This window comes from Novibacillus thermophilus, from assembly GCF_002005165.1.
GTDB classification, from domain to species: domain Bacteria; phylum Bacillota; class Bacilli; order Thermoactinomycetales; family Novibacillaceae; genus Novibacillus; species Novibacillus thermophilus.
Genome location: NZ_CP019699.1, coordinates 1,971,998 through 1,987,119 on the forward strand (window position 1 = coordinate 1,971,998; position 15,122 = coordinate 1,987,119).

Consider the following 15,122-nt stretch of genomic DNA (forward strand, 5'->3'; position numbering starts at 1 on the left):
AAAAAAAGTGGCATTTTCCCTAAACGCCGTGACCTACCGCATTCGTGGAGCAAATGGTAAATTGAACGTAGCGACAAAACGAAAGGGGACTCCACACATGTATAAAAAAACGTTATCATTCGGCATTATGCTTGTACTCGTCGTGTCACTCTTTCTTGCAGGATGTGGCGCTGGGGAAAATGCCGGTGAATCGGCCGACAGTGAAGCGAGCAGCGAACCTGGCGAAGAGGCTAAAACGATGAAACTGATGCATCTGTGGCCGGCGGGGAGTTCGAAACAGCACAACGAAATCGTGAGTAACATCATTGAGGAATACGAAGCGGAGCACCCGAATGTCAGCATTGAGACAGAGATCCTGGAGAACGAACAGTACAAAGAAAAACTGAAAGTGCTGTCAGCTTCCAATGAACTGCCGGATGTCGGCATGACGTGGGCGGCCGGCTTTCTGGAACCGTACGTGGACGGTAACATGTTCGCGCCGTTAGACGATGTCGTTGAAAACATCGGCCAAGACCAGTTTGTACCGGGAACGACGGAAGCTTACGCGGTGGACGGTACGACATACGGTCTTCCCCTCGAGTTGAACATCACCCCCGTTTACTACAACAAGAAAATTTTTGAGGAGTACGACCTCGATGTGCCGGAAACGTACGATCAGTTAAAAGACGTGATTCAAACGCTCGCCGACAACGGTGTGACGCCCGTCACGTTGGGCAACAAAGACCGTTGGACCGGTTCCATGTGGTACATGTATTTAGCTGACCGCATCGGTGGGCCGGAAACGATCACGAACGCCATCAACCGCACGATTTCTTTCGAAGACCCCGCTCTCATCGAAGCGGCAGAAGAGATCCAAAACCTCGTGGACATGGGTGCCTTCGTGAAAGGTTTCAACGGTTTGTCCAACGATGAGGCAAAAGGATATTTCTTGAACGAACAGGCGGCCATGTACTTAATGGCGACGTGGGAGCTACCGAACTTTACGACAAATGAGGATGTCCCCCAAGAGTTTAGAGACTCCGTCGGATTTTTTAAATTCCCAATCGTGGAAGGAGGAAAAGGCGACATCGACAGCTATGTCGGGGGACCTGGAGTCGGGCTGTTCGTTGCTGAAAATTCACCGGTAAAAGAAGAGGCGAAGGACTTTGTCTCCTTCTTCGTCGAGAAGTGGGGCGAGCAATCGGTGACGAAAGCCGGAGTCATACCGGCTACAAAAGTGGACACGTCCAACACAGACCTGCCGCAAATGTACATTGACATCTTGAACGAGCTCAACAATGCCACAAACATTACGCTGTATGCCGATGTTCAGATGAGCCCGAGCGCGGCGCAAGTGCACTTGGACATGATACAGTCGCTGTTCGGAAAAGAGACGACACCGGAAGACTTTGCAAAAGTTCAAGAGCAAGCCCTTGACGAAGAACAGTAACCTTACATGATCGTAAGTCGATAAGGGGCATATCTTCATCTGGTCGATATGCCCCTTTTCCATTCACTTGGACATCGCGTCAGGAGAGAGAACAGATGAACAAAGTCATGTCGAATAAACTGGTCATTGCCTTGTACGTTCTGCCTTCGCTTATTCTCGTACTCGCCCTGATTTACGTCCCCATTGTCTTAACGGGGTATTACGGCTTAATGGAGTGGGACGGCATCGGCGAGATGACGTTCGTCGGGCTGGAAAACTACGCCCAGTTAATGCAAGATGACAAGTTTTGGGACAGTACGTTGCACTCGTTTTTACTCGCTCTGTTTTCCACCATCAGTTTGGCGGGCTACTTAGTCATTTCCCTCGTGTTGTCCGGAAATATCAAAGGGGCCGATTTCCTTCGGAAAGTTTACTTGATTCCGATGCTGCTGTCATCGGTCGCCATCGCCCAGCTTTGGATTAAAATTTACGACCCGAACAACGGCATGATCAACAGCTTCCTTACGATGATGGGGGTAGAGAATACACCGACGTGGTTGGCCGACCCGGACATCGTGCTGTACGCCATATTTGTTCCCATCATCTGGCAGTACGCCGGGTTTTACATCATCATTTACTACGCCGCGTTGAAGGGGATTCCCCCATCGCTCATCGAAGCGGCGAGAATTGACGGAGCCAATCCGCTGCAGGTGGCCTTTAAAATCAAAATTCCCCTCATTGCAGGAGTCATTAAAGTGACGGTCGTCCTGGCTGTCGTCGGGTCATTGAAATACTTCGATTTAATTTACGTCATGACCGGCGGTGGACCGAACGGCGCCAGTGAAGTCATGGCGTCGTACATGTACCGAGAAGCGTTTACCAGTTTTCGTTTCGGTTACGGCAGTGCCATCGGATTTTGCCTGCTGTTGATTTGCCTCGTCGTGACCTGGGTCATTCGCAAGCTGACCGTTACGGACGAAGACATTCAGTATTAAAGAGGATGAGAAAAGGTGAAACGCATAGGATACGGCATTTTGTACACCGTTTTAGCTATTGTGGCAGTTTTTCAAGTTTACCCCCTCGTCTGGCTGTTTTTTTTCTCTTTGAAGGACAACCGAGAAATTTTTGGCATGTCCCCGTTCGCTCTGCCAACGGATCCGAAGTGGGAAAATTACGTGAAAGTGTGGACGGAAGGGAATATCAGCCTCTACTTTTTCAACAGTGTGTGGATTACGGCGGTCGCCGTCGTTCTGACGGTGATACTGGCGAGTTTTGTCACGTTTGCGATCACTCGCATGCGGTGGAAGCTGAGCAAATTCGTGCTCGGCTTGTTCATGGTCGGGCTCATGATTCCCATTCACTCGACCTTGATCCCGTTGTTCAGTTTTTTTCTCAAACTGAATCTCATCGACCACCCGCTGTCCATTATTTTGTCGTACACGGCGTTTAACCTTCCCATTACGATCATGATTTTGCTGGGGTTTTACTACACGCTGCCGCGGGAAGTGGAAGAGGCAGCCGTGATGGACGGCTGCTCCGTTCACCGCATCTTTTTTCGCATTACGCTTCCGATGACGACACCTGTTATGGTGACGACTGCCATTATCAACATGATTTACAACTGGAATGAATTCGTGTTTATCAACACGTTTATCAGTTCGGACCAGTATAAGACGTTGACGGTCGGGATTCAAAACTTTGTCGGACAGTACTTGACAGACTGGGGCGCCATCGGTGCAACCCTCGTCATCAGCATCGTCCCGATATTGGTCGCCTTTTTCATTTTGAGTAACCGGATCGTAGAAGGTCTCGCCGAAGGCGCCTTGAAAGGGTAAAACTTTGCACGCTGAGTGCCAGAGATGTCTCTATTAAGGCAAAGGAGAAGGTCTGTCGGACACGGCGAACAAATTTTGTAATATGCTGGAGACGGACCCGATCGCACAGGCACGGTCCCCGAGCTGGGATCGGACGACTTTCACATGTTCCGTTGAAAAATGAAGGGCCCGTGTGGCCAAGGTTTTCTCAATCGGGTTGAAAATCCACTTGCCGCCGGCGGCCAGTGTGTTCCCGATGACGACCAGGTTCGGGTTAAACGTGTTGACGATGTTCGCCACCCCGATGCCGAGGTATTCGCCGGTCTCGTTTAAGTTGGCAATGACGCGATCGTTCCCCCGGTTGGCCTCGTTGACGTAGTCGTAGAAAGAGGTGCGGCTCACATCGGACAAGCGGTAGTCTTCTTTCATTCGCATGTAAAAGGCTTTCTCTGATGCGTACATTTCCCAACAGCCGCGGTTGCCGCACGGGCACTTTAAGCCGTTGCGCTCAATGGTCATGTGCCCCATCTCGCCGGCGTAGCCGACGGCTCCGCGGTACAGTTCGTCGTTCAGTATGAGTCCGACCCCGATGCCGATCCCGGAGCTAATGTACGCCATGTGGTCGTATCCGTTGCCGGCTCCGAACATTTTTTCGCCGAGGGCCGCCATGTTGGCCTCGTTATCGAGGTAGACCGGCAGTTTGGTGTGCTCTTCTAAAATGCGCTTCAGCGGCGTCCTTCTCCAGTTTAAGTTCGGGGCAAGGAGGACCGAGCCGTTTTTGTAATCGACGATACCCGGAACGCCGACTCCGATGCCGAGAATTCCGTGTCTCGTCTGCGGTGCCAGCTGGACGGCTTGCTGAATGAGGGAAACGAGGGTGTCAATGATCTCGTCGGGCGTCAGTTCAGGGGAAATCGCTGTTTCTTTGCTCCAGAGAACTTCACAGTTCAAATTGGTCAGGAGAATCGAGATGTAGTGGACGCCGAGGTCCACTCCGATGACTGATCCGGCGTCTCCGTTAAAAAGCAAGAGGACAGGGCGTCTCCCGCCCGACGATTTGCCTGTCCCGATTTCACGCACGAAGTTCTCGTGAATCAGTTCTTCCACAAGGGAAGAAACTGTGGCCTTGTTCAACGACGTTTGCTTGGCAATTTCCGCCCGCGACACAGGGCCGTGATCTTTAATGAAGTTGAAAACAATCGATTTGTTCAGTTTCCTGACGAGTTTGAGGTCACCTGTCGTATGTGTCTTATCCATATGTCCCTCCAAGTTTATCTAGCTAACAAACTAAAAATCATTTTAACACATGCACCGGACGGAAGGAACACGTGGGGACTGATATGTTAAGCATTAATTTTATCGTTGACATCTCTAAGATATCTCCCATATACTTATACTTAGTTTAATATATAAATTATTAATAGGCAGTGTGTTGGCCGCTTGAATAAAATCGAGTCAAATGGAGGGATGTTGTACATGTCTTATTTCAAGAACATATCGAAAGTTCAGTATGAAGGACCGGAGTCAGACAATCCGCTTGCGTTTAAACACTACAATCCGAAAGAAGTCGTTGGCGGAAAGACGATGGAAGAGCATTTACGCTTTTCTGTCGCTTACTGGCATACCTTCACCGCTGACGGGACTGACCCGTTTGGCGCCCCGTCCATGGTGAGACCGTGGGATGAGTACACGGGGATGGACTTGGCGCGGGCACGTGTCGACGCCGCGTTCGAGCTGTTTGACAAGTTGGGCGTCCCCTTCTTTTGTTTCCACGACCGCGATATTGCGCCGGAAGGGGATACGCTTAAAGAGACAAATCAAAATTTAGATGAGATTGTCTCGCGCATTCAGGATTACATGAAAACGAGCAACGTCAAACTGCTGTGGAATACGGCGAACATGTTCAAACACCCGCGCTATGTTCACGGAGCGGCTACGACGTGCAACGCTGACGTCTTCGCGTACGCTGCCGCTCAGGTGAAAAAAGGACTGGAAGTGGCCAAGGAGCTGGGGGCCCAAAACTACGTCTTCTGGGGCGGCCGCGAAGGGTACCAGACACTGCTCAACACCGACATGCAATTGGAACTGGACAATTTGGCCCGCTTTTACCACATGGCTGTCGAGTACGCTAACGAAATCGGCTTTGACGGACAGTTTCTCATTGAGCCCAAGCCGAAAGAGCCGACAAAGCACCAGTACGATTTTGATGCGGCGACGGCCATCGCCTTTTTGCAAAAGTACGACTTGCAGGATCACTTTAAGTTGAACATTGAGGCGAACCACGCGACGTTGGCCGGACATACATTCCAACACGAGCTGCGCGTAGCCCGCATCAACGGCATGCTGGGGTCGGTGGACGCCAACCAGGGCGATCTGTTGCTCGGATGGGATACAGACGAATTCCCCACCGATCTGTACGCCACGACATTGGCGATGTACGAAATCTTGAAAAACGGTGGCTTGGGGTCAGGCGGCCTCAACTTTGACGCCAAGCCGAGGCGGGAATCCTTTGAAACTGACGATTTGCTCTACATTCACATCGTCGGCATGGACAGTTTTGCCAAGGGGTTGAAAGCGGCCCACAAACTGATTGAAGACCGTGTGTTGGAAGACTTTATCGAGAAACGCTACCGCAGTTTCAGAGAAGGGATCGGGCTGGAGATCACGTCGGGGAAAGCAGATTTCCATACGTTGGAAGCGTACGCGCTCCAAAATGACTCCATTCGGAATGAATCCGGTCGGCAAGAGATGCTGAAAGGGATGGTGAATCGGTACATCATGCGTGTCGATTAGATTGGTCATGGGGGGCTTTCTTGTCGTGTAAAGAGCTCGCCCCCTTGGTTTGTACAACATACAAATAAATAAAAACATTCTCCTTCGCGTCATGCTGAGCGACTTGCTGTGCATTTTAGAATTGATGCACTGGTATTCTAAATTTTTTAGGGAGGGATTAAGTTGAAAGGATTTCAAGCGATTACATGGGCGGTGCTGGTTGTGACCATGCTGTTTCTCGCTTCTGGCTGCTCTTCGCCTGACAGTACGGCAGAGGAGTCAGGAGGGGGAGAAAAGGTCAAGATCGGTCTCTCGCTGGACACTCTTAAAGAAGAAAGGTGGCAGAAAGACCGAGACATCTTTACCGCTAAGGCGGAAGAGTTAGGAGCTGAGGTGCTCGTTCAGTCGGCCGACGGCGATGACGCGACCCAGTTGTCACAAGCTGAAAACCTTATCACACAAGGGGTGGATGTACTCGTGGTCGTCCCGCACAATGCCAGCACGGCTGCAGCGATTGTCGAATCCGCCCACGAGGCAGACGTCCCGGTTCTCGCCTATGACCGTCTGATCTTAGATTCAGAAGTTGACCTTTACATTTCATTCGACAACGAGAAAGTGGGAGAAATGCAGGCCGACTACATCCGTCAACTGGTGCCCGAAGGCAACTATGTTCTGATCGGCGGAGCGCCGACAGACAACAATGCCAAGTTGTTGCGTCAAGGACAGATGAATGTGCTGCAACCTTTAGTCGACAGCGGTGACATCGAAATCGTACATGACGAATGGGCAGAAGACTGGCTGCCGGAGGAAGCGTTAAAAATCATGGAGAATGCTCTGACGGCGAATGACAACAACGTGGACGCGGTCGTGGCTTCCAATGACGCGACAGCAGGAGGGGCGATCGAGGCGTTAGCAGCTCAAAAACTGAGCGGGGAAGTTCCCGTTTCGGGTCAAGATGCCGATCTGGCCGCAGTTCAACGTGTCGTTGAAGGAACGCAAGCGATGACCGTGTACAAGCCGCTGCACGAATTAGCCCAAAGAGCGGCCGAAATCGCCGTTCAATTAGCCCAGGGAGAGGACATCGAAACTGATGACGCCATTCACAATGGCCTCGTAGACGTTCCGGCCGTACTGCTCGAACCGATTTCCGTTGACAAAGAAAATATGGTGGAAACCGTCATCGAAGACGGATTCTACGAATTCGATGAAGTCTACAAGAATGTCCCTGAATCAGAACGGCCTAATGTGGAGTGACGCACATAGGGGTCAGGGCGTGATCAGGGAGGGAGCCAGATGTCGGATGTCATGCTCGAGATGAAAAATATTTCGAAGGCATTTCCAGGCGTTAAAGCGTTGGATCAAGTGAGCTTTAAAGTAAAAAAGGGCGAAATCCATGCCCTTTGTGGTGAAAATGGCGCCGGCAAGTCCACTTTGATGAAAGTGTTGAGTGGACTGTACCCGTACGGAACATACAGCGGTGACATTCTCATAAAAGGTGAAAAAAAGCGGTTTGACAACATACGAGATGCGGAGAAGGCTGGTATCGCCATCATTTACCAGGAGTTGGCGCTCGTTCAGAAGATGACGGTCGGAGAAAACATCTTTCTCGGTGTCGAACCGAAGAAAAACGGACTCATCGATTGGAACAGACTGTACTATGAAACGTCCCGCTGGCTCAGGCAGGTCGGCTTAAACGTTGACCCGACGGCGGTTGTTGAACAGCTGGGCGTCGGACAGCAGCAGTTGGTGGAGATTGCCAAGGCCCTGTCGAAAAAGGCAGATATCCTCATCTTAGACGAACCGACAGCCGCTTTGACAGATGAAGAAGTTGAGCGCTTGCTCGCCATTCTGGACAACTTGCGCAAAGACGGCGTTTCCTGCATCTACATTTCACATAAGTTGAATGAAGTCTTTCGCATAGCGGACACGATTACCGTATTGCGTGACGGTCAATCCGTCTCGACGACACCTGTATCAGATATCGACGAAGACACTGTGATATCCCTTATGGTTGGGCGGGAACTGACAGAACAGTTTCCGTCCGTCAGACATACCGTTCAGGAAGACGTCTTAATCGTCGACGACCTCACTGTGTATGATCCGGAAAATCCGACGAAAGAAGTTGTAAAAGGGGTCTCTTTTACTGCCCGCAAGGGTGAAATATTGGGGATTGCCGGTTTAATGGGGGCAGGGCGCACGGAATTGGCCATGGCACTGTTTGGAGCTTATCCCGGCAAGTGGACAGGCTCGCTCACCCTGGACGGGCGGAAGATAACAGTTCAGCACCCTTATGACGCCATCCGTCACGGGATGGCCCTCGTGTCGGAAGACAGAAAGCGTTTTGGGCTCGTTTTGGATATGGACGTGAAGGCGAACATCACGTTGGCCAGTCTGGAGCGCGTGTCCAGACGGCACGTTTTGAATGAACAGGAGATCGTCAAATACAGCCAGTCATATGTGGACGACTTACGCATTAAAACCCCGTCACTAGAGACAAAACTCAGTCAGTTAAGCGGCGGAAACCAACAAAAAGTCGTACTGGGAAAGTGGTTGATGACACAACCGAAAGTGTTAATCTTAGACGAACCGACGAGGGGGATCGACGTCGGAGCCAAATATGAAATTTACAACTTGATGCACCGCCTCGTCGACGACGGGGTAACGGTCGTGATGATTTCTTCCGAACTTCCCGAGATACTCGGGATGAGCGACAGAATCCTCGTCATGCACGAGGGGAGGATCGTCCAGGAGTTCACAAAGGATGACGCCAGTCAGGAAAAGGTCATGATGGCTGCGACAGGGAGGGTATGAGGTGAAAGCAGAAACTCAAGATGTCTCGGCCAAAACGCATAAACTGTCGTTTGTAAAATGGGATGTGCGGGCGTACGCGCTCATCATAGCCTTGGCCGCGATTTGGGCAATTTTTACGATTTTGACTGATGGCGCATTTCTTTCTGATCGGAATTTATCCAACCTTTTCAGACAAATGTCCGTCATTTCTGTTCTCGCGATCGGGATGGTGCTCGTCATCGTGGCGGCCCACATCGATTTGTCAGTGGGATCGGTTGCCGGTCTGACGGGCGGTGTTGCGGCTGCATTGCACGTCTGGTTAGGGTTCAATACCGCAATCAGTATTGGAGCGGCCCTTCTGTTAGGCATCTTGATAGGACTGTGGCAAGGGTGGTGGGTGGCCTACAGAATGGTTCCCGCCTTTATTGTCACACTGGGCGGGATGTTGGCGTTCAGGGGAATGCTTTTGGCCATATCCCAGGGACAAACGATCGCCCCGCTCTCGGATTCGTTTAAAAGCATTGCGCAATCTTACATTCCGGTGTCCGTCGGGTGGGGTTAGGGGGACTGGTCGTCGTTTGTACGGCGTACGTCTTTTTCAGAAGGCGAAAATCGAGAATGTCGTACGGCTTTGATACACCTCCAGTGGCAGCGGATCTCGTCAAAGTCGCCGTGATCAGTTTGCTCACTCTGTTCTTTGTCTTTTTGATGAATGCTTACAAAGGGATTCCCACTCCGATTATTCTAGTGCTGTTACTGGGCATTGTCTTTACATTTATCGCGCAAAATACGTCCTTTGGACGTCAAATATACGCTATCGGCGGAAATATGGATGCGGCCCGGTTGTCCGGGATCAACATTAAGCGCAAAGTTTTAATGGTGTTTGTCCTAAACGGGTTTATGGCCGCCGTCGCCGGCGTGTTGCTGACAGCGCGAGTGAATGCCGCTTCGCCTGCGGCGGGAGAGATGTATGAACTGGATGCCATTGCGGCGGCCGTGATCGGCGGGACGAGTCTGATGGGAGGGACGGGAACGATCGTCGGCGCCGTTATCGGGGCCCTTGTCATGGCGAGCATTGACAACGGCATGAGCATGTTGAACGCGGATGTGTACTGGCAGTACATCGTAAAGGGTCTCATCCTGATTGTAGCCGTTTGGATCGATGTCGTGTCCAAAAGGAAAAAGGCGTAGGACGGAGACTTCCGTATTGTGTGAGGAACAGTTTATAGCTGCGGTACGCCGTGAGGCTAGACGTCAACACGTGAGTGACAAAGGAGATGGATGCGGTGCAATACGTGATCGGTGTTGATTTGGGAACGAGTGCGGTGAAAGTGCTCCTCGTGAGTCGGGACGGGGTCGTGAAGGAAGAAGTGTCCAAAGACTATCCCCTCATCCAGCCGCGATCCGGTTACAGTGAACAAGACCCGGAAGAGTGGGTCAGCAAAACAGTGGAAGCTCTAGCAGAGCTGATGACACGATCTGATGTCGATCCCGCTGATGTGGAAGGATTAAGTTTTTCCGGGCAGATGCACGGGCTCGTCCTCCTCGATCGGGAGCAAAACGTCCTCAGAAACGCGATTTTGTGGAACGATACGCGAACGACCGCCCAGTGCCGCCATATCGAGGAAGAGTTAGGCGATGCGCTGTTGGACATTGCGAAAAACCCTGCGTTGGAAGGTTTCACGTTGCCGAAGTTGCTGTGGGTGAAAGAACACGAACCGGATGTCTTTGAGCGGGCAGCGCTGTTTATGTTGCCGAAAGACTACGTCCGGTTCCGTCTCACAGGAGAGATTCACTGTGAATATTCCGATGCGGCGGGAACGCTCATGCTCGACGTGACGGAAAAAGTGTGGAGTCGCCGCATTTGTCGGGCTTTCGATCTTCCGGAGAGCTTGTGCCCGCCCCTTGTCGCTCCCCATGCCTTAGTCGGCACCCTTCTCCCCGACGTCGCAGCCGCGACGGGTTTGCGGGAGGAGACGAAAGTGTTCGCCGGGGGTGCAGACAACGCCTGCGGCGCCATCGGAGCGAACATATTGGCGCCGGGAGCAACGCTGTGCAGCATTGGGACGTCCGGGGTCGTCTTGTCGTACGAAGAAGACAAAACGCGGGATTTCAAAGGGAGGGTCCACTTTTTCAACCACGGGAAAGCAGACGCGTACTACACGATGGGTGTGACACTAGCCGCCGGCTACAGTCTCAGTTGGTTTAAACAGACGTTTGCGCCAAACGAACCGTTTGAATCGCTGTTAAGACATGTAGGGAACTCCGAAATGGGATCGAACGGGCTACTGTTCACCCCTTACTTGGTCGGAGAGCGGACCCCGCATGCAGATGCTTTTATCCGGGGCAGTTTTATCGGCATCGACAGTTCCCACACCCGAGACGATTTTGTGCGGGCTGTGTTGGAAGGCATCACGTTCTCCCTGAACGAGTCCCTCGCTATCTTCCGAGAGGCGGGTAAGACGGTCGACACCGTCGTCTCCATTGGCGGAGGGGCGCGAAACGAAGCGTGGCTGCAAATGCAGGCGGACATCTTTAACGCTCGCATTGTCCAACTGGAAAATGAGCAGGGTCCCGGGATGGGGGCAGCGATGCTTGCGGCGGTCGGCTGCGGATGGTTTGATTCGTTAAAGGCGTGTGCCGAGCGGTTCATCCGTCCGGCGAAAACGTTTGAACCGGTAGAGGAGCATGTCGCACGGTATGAAGAGCTGTTTCCGCTGTACCAAAAGGTGTATGCCGAGACGAAGGAACTGAGCGAACAGCTCCAGCCGTATCGCAAGTAGCCTGGTCCCTCAGTTAAGAGATGTGAAACCCGGTGATATTTGAGATGCCCTTAAAAAGAATCAGGCGGAGGTGAATGAATGGTTTTCCTCCGCCTGATTTTGCGTTTTGAGGAACGCTCTCTTCCTCAATTGATGCTCCGGGAAAAGAGGGACTTAGTTTATGGTGTTATAAAAAGAATTAGTGCATTGTGCCTAAATTTAGCACATAAAATTCAATGCTTTTATTTTATTTTTATGACACATATAGCTTCATTTCAATTATACAAAGCGATTACGATGTTAGTATTTTAATATAAAACAATAAAAAAATTACCACATATATTGACAGACACAACCAATGTCAATATAATTATGTTTAGAAAATAAATTAATATCTCAACTTTCTCACAGTAAATTGGATTTCTAAGCCTTACGGTTAATGGGTTTGTTGGTTGTTTCGAATACTTCTTGACATAAAAATTTGCAAAAAAAAACACCTCAACTTTTGGTATAGTTTAATTGTCCAGAAAAAACATTACCAAAAGCAGGTGAGGTGTCTCTTATTATGATAACGAATAACAGACTGAACAATCAACTACCAAAAGAAGTAAAAGCTATATTTGATGAACTTGAAATCTTAAAATATTTAAGGAAAGTGGGAATTAACAAGGGTTTCGGTTATTCCTGCGCCTATTTATTCCAGCTAGTTTTTAGTTTGGTTTTTGAAGGCAAAAATTTGTTTCGACTTCTTCAAAGTAAAAAAGCTAAAGATTTGCCGGAAAAAAACGCTATTTATCGCTTCTTAAATAACCCTCAATACAATTGGCGCAGGTTTTTACTTGTTTTGAGTACTTTCACCATTATGAAGGTAAGTAGTTTAACGAGACACGACCGTCCGAAAGTGCTGATCGTGGACGACTCATCTTATGAACGAAATCGCAGTAAAAAGGTTGAACTGCTTGCTCGCTGTTTCGATCATTCTTCTCAAAAAATGCGTTATTACAAAGGATTTCGTATGCTTACACTCGGCTGGTCAGATGGTGCTACATTTTTGCCTATTGATTTTGCTTTATTAAGCTCTACGAATTCCCAAATCAATGGGATTGATAACCGAATCGATAAGCGTACATCCGGTTATAAGCGGCGTGTCGAAGCTTTACAAAAAGCGCCGGAAGTTATTCCCAATATGATTAAACGGGCACTTTCTCAAGGAATCGATGCCTCATACGTTTTAATGGATACATGGTTTACCCAACAGCCTTTGATCAAGTCCATTGTGGATCAAGGGTTGGATGTTATTGGAATGGTGAAGGATACAAAACAAAGATATCAAGTGAACGGTGAATGGGTGAGCCTAAAAAAACTATACCAAACAGCTAAACCATCACAACATCAAAAGGGTATTTTGCGCTCTATTCACACAACGATGGCAAATGGCGTACCTGTTAAAGTGGTATTTATCCGTAATCGTAATAAAAAGAGACAGTGGCTAGCTATTTTGAGTACAGACTGTACTTTATCGGATCAAGAAATCATTCGTATTTATGGGATACGTTGGGATATTGAAGTATTCTTCAAAACAGTCAAATCCTTATTGAAACTCCAAAAAGAGTTCCAAGGAAGATCTTATGATTCCATGATCAGCCATACCACTATTGTGTTTACAAGGTACATTGTTTTGTCTTGGCAAAACCGAGTAAGTACAGATTATCGAACATTAGGCGGCATTTTTTATGAACTTTGTGATGAAATCGATGAACTAGATTGGGCCTTTGCACTTCAACTACTCATTGAAATTCTTGAAGATGCACTTCAAAATGTAAATCAAAAGATTAAAAAATTCATCGAAAGTCAATTACGTAAATGGATTGTAGTTTTGCCTAATTATATCAAGGCTTATTTACCAAAATTGAGCTGCGAAAGTTGAGTTAATATATTTAAAATAAAATATAATAGTTTAAACTATTTATTTTCTTCTTCTAAAAGAAATATGTCTCTACCAAATACTTGAGGCTATAAAGGAGCATTCCTGTAATGAAGAAAATTGAGGTTTAACAAAAAAGAGCCTCCTTGGTATAGTACGGGATGTCGATGACATCGACTCCTAAATTCAAAACCCAAGGAGGATTCGAAGTGAATTATAACCGGAATAAGAAATTGAAGCAAATCACACCGGAGACATTAGTTGTAGGGATGACATTGCGAAAGAAAAGCACGTCGCCCGAGCAGTCGATGACCGAGGGTATGAGTTTGGTAAGCGATTGGTTTTTGAAAACAACATAACGGGCTTTGAGCGATTATTAGCTTGGGTGTCCGAGAAGCAACAGGCATATGAAAAAACACATGTGATCCTCGGTTGTGAACCGACCGGACACTATTGGTTCAATCTCGCCTATTTCGCCAAGGCGAAAGAAATCCCGTTTGTCGTCGTCAATCCGATGCATGTGAAAAAAGCGAAGGAGCTCGATGACAATTCGCCATCTAAAACAGATACAAAAGACGCCCACGTCATCGCCCAATTGATCACAGACGGCCGATACGCCGTACCGAACCTGCAAGAGGGTGTATATGCCGAACTGCGGGAAGGCCTTAAAATTCGCGATCAGCTGTCGAAAGATTTGCAGATCATCACCGGTCGGATTGACAACTGGCTCGATCGTTATTTTCCGGAATTCCGGAGAGTGTTTAAAGATTGGGATGGCAAAGCCGCTTGGTACACCCTGAGCCATTTCCCATTGCCGGCAGAGGTCACTGCCATATCGGCAGAAGACCTGGTGAGGGAGTGGAAACAGGTCGCCCAGCGAGGCATCGGAATCAAACGGGCCCATACACTGCGGCAAGCAGCTGAGCGTTCCATCGGATTAACCGTCGGAACGCGGATGGCCAAACGTGCCCTGCAAAGTTTGCTCAAACAATACGAGCATCTTCAAGAAAGCATCGCAAGCATCGATGAAGAGATGGAGCAGCTGGTCAAAGTGATTCCAGGAACTGAAGAGATGATCGCCATGAAGGGCGTTAACGTTTTGACCGTGGCCACCTTTTTCGGCGAGGTTGGAGACATCGCCCACTATGAACATCCACGCCAGATTCAACGCCTTGCCGGGCTGAGCTTAACCGTACACCAATCGGGGAAATGCAAAGGTCAGACCCACATCACCAAGCGTGGACGCAGGCGACTGCGCAAAGCCTTATATCTCGTGGTTCGTCCGCTCGTTGTGCATAATGCGGCCTTTAAAGCCTTGCACGAATACTATACAACGCGGCAAGAACACCCGCTTAAGAAACAAGAATCGCTCATTGCCCTGAGTTGTAAACTCATCCGCGTGTTTTTTGCAATGGCCAAGAAACGATACCGGTTTGACGGCGAGAAAATGCTGCGAGACATGCCTCAGTTTTCCATACAGGAAGCAGCTTAAAAGAAAAAGTTAGGGAGTAGGCAACCTTTCGTTTGACACTCAAGGACGGTGGGAACACAATCGAAGCGCAGAGCCGAACCATATTTTCACCATCAGGGCCCAGACCCCGTAAAGGAGCAAAGTCGGCCTCCACCTCATGGATATGCCGGACGAAGGAATG

11 protein-coding genes and 1 pseudogene are annotated in these 15,122 nt (G+C 49.4%); 11 read left to right on the forward strand and 1 reads right to left on the reverse strand.

The features are described from left to right. Positions 1-97: 97 nt before the first annotated feature. The 3 genes from B0W44_RS09855 to B0W44_RS09865 all read left to right on the forward strand — a co-directional run bounded on the left by B0W44_RS09855 (position 98) and on the right by B0W44_RS09865 (position 3,243). A complete protein-coding gene (locus tag B0W44_RS09855) occupies positions 98-1,429 on the forward strand; it encodes an extracellular solute-binding protein (RefSeq protein ID WP_077721331.1) in 1,332 nt (443 codons plus the stop codon). 95 nt (positions 1,430-1,524) lie between these two features. After that, entirely contained in the window at positions 1,525-2,403 is an 879-nt protein-coding gene (locus B0W44_RS09860) for a carbohydrate ABC transporter permease (RefSeq protein ID WP_077719892.1), read from the forward strand. A 15-nt stretch (positions 2,404-2,418) separates the two neighbouring features. After that, on the forward strand, positions 2,419-3,243 hold the full coding sequence (locus B0W44_RS09865) for a carbohydrate ABC transporter permease (protein ID WP_077719893.1): 825 nt from the start codon (positions 2,419-2,421) through the stop codon (positions 3,241-3,243). A 33-nt stretch (positions 3,244-3,276) separates the two neighbouring features. Here the strand turns inward: B0W44_RS09865 and B0W44_RS09870 are convergent, their stop codons facing one another. Then, entirely contained in the window at positions 3,277-4,479 is a 1,203-nt protein-coding gene (locus B0W44_RS09870; protein WP_077719894.1) for an ROK family transcriptional regulator, read from the reverse strand. Positions 4,480-4,698: 219 nt separating this feature from the next. On the opposite strand from B0W44_RS09870, the gene xylA reads away from it, so the two are divergent. The 8 genes and pseudogenes from xylA (at position 4,699) to B0W44_RS09910 (ending at position 14,962) form a co-directional block, all read left to right on the forward strand. Next, the gene (xylA, locus tag B0W44_RS09875; protein ID WP_077719895.1) at positions 4,699-6,015 is read left to right on the forward strand and encodes a xylose isomerase; all 1,317 of its coding nucleotides are present in this window, start codon (positions 4,699-4,701) and stop codon (positions 6,013-6,015) included. Between the two features lie 162 nt (positions 6,016-6,177). Beyond that, positions 6,178-7,248, forward strand: coding sequence for a D-xylose ABC transporter substrate-binding protein (gene xylF / locus B0W44_RS09880; RefSeq protein WP_228440945.1), 1,071 nt, complete (start codon positions 6,178-6,180; stop codon positions 7,246-7,248). A 39-nt stretch (positions 7,249-7,287) separates the two neighbouring features. Then, positions 7,288-8,805, forward strand: a complete 1,518-nt coding sequence (locus B0W44_RS09885) for a xylose ABC transporter ATP-binding protein (RefSeq protein ID WP_077719896.1) — start codon at positions 7,288-7,290, stop codon at positions 8,803-8,805. Position 8,806: 1 nt separating this feature from the next. Beyond that, on the forward strand, positions 8,807-9,346 hold the full coding sequence (locus B0W44_RS19070) for an ABC transporter permease subunit (protein ID WP_335582605.1): 540 nt from the start codon (positions 8,807-8,809) through the stop codon (positions 9,344-9,346). After that, positions 9,337-9,975, forward strand: a complete 639-nt coding sequence (locus B0W44_RS19075) for a sugar ABC transporter permease (protein ID WP_335582606.1) — start codon at positions 9,337-9,339, stop codon at positions 9,973-9,975. The genes B0W44_RS19070 and B0W44_RS19075 overlap by 10 nt, the downstream gene beginning before the upstream one ends. 95 nt (positions 9,976-10,070) lie before the next feature. Continuing rightward, the gene (gene xylB, locus B0W44_RS09895; RefSeq protein WP_077719897.1) at positions 10,071-11,567 is read left to right on the forward strand and encodes a xylulokinase; all 1,497 of its coding nucleotides are present in this window, start codon (positions 10,071-10,073) and stop codon (positions 11,565-11,567) included. A 544-nt stretch (positions 11,568-12,111) separates the two neighbouring features. Beyond that, positions 12,112-13,473: an IS4 family transposase gene (locus tag B0W44_RS09905; protein WP_077718657.1), complete on the forward strand. Its 1,362-nt coding sequence runs from the start codon at positions 12,112-12,114 to the stop codon at positions 13,471-13,473. 206 nt (positions 13,474-13,679) lie between these two features. Beyond that, a pseudogene (locus tag B0W44_RS09910) lies at positions 13,680-14,962 on the forward strand (IS110 family RNA-guided transposase). Positions 14,963-15,122: the final 160 nt, after the last annotated feature.

Bases quoted from the DNA above. Each gene is read 5' to 3' on its own strand.
- B0W44_RS09855 (WP_077721331.1), top strand. From the start codon at position 98: ATGTATAAAAAAACGTTATCATTCGGCATTATGCTTGTACTCGTCGTG.
- B0W44_RS09860 (WP_077719892.1), top strand. From the start codon at position 1,525: ATGAACAAAGTCATGTCGAATAAACTGGTCATTGCCTTGTACGTTCTG.
- B0W44_RS09870 (WP_077719894.1), bottom strand. From the start codon at position 4,479: ATGGATAAGACACATACGACAGGTGACCTCAAACTCGTCAGGAAACTG.
- xylA (WP_077719895.1), top strand. From the start codon at position 4,699: ATGTCTTATTTCAAGAACATATCGAAAGTTCAGTATGAAGGACCGGAG.
- B0W44_RS09885 (WP_077719896.1), top strand. From the start codon at position 7,288: ATGTCGGATGTCATGCTCGAGATGAAAAATATTTCGAAGGCATTTCCA.
- B0W44_RS09905 (WP_077718657.1), top strand. From the start codon at position 12,112: ATGATAACGAATAACAGACTGAACAATCAACTACCAAAAGAAGTAAAA.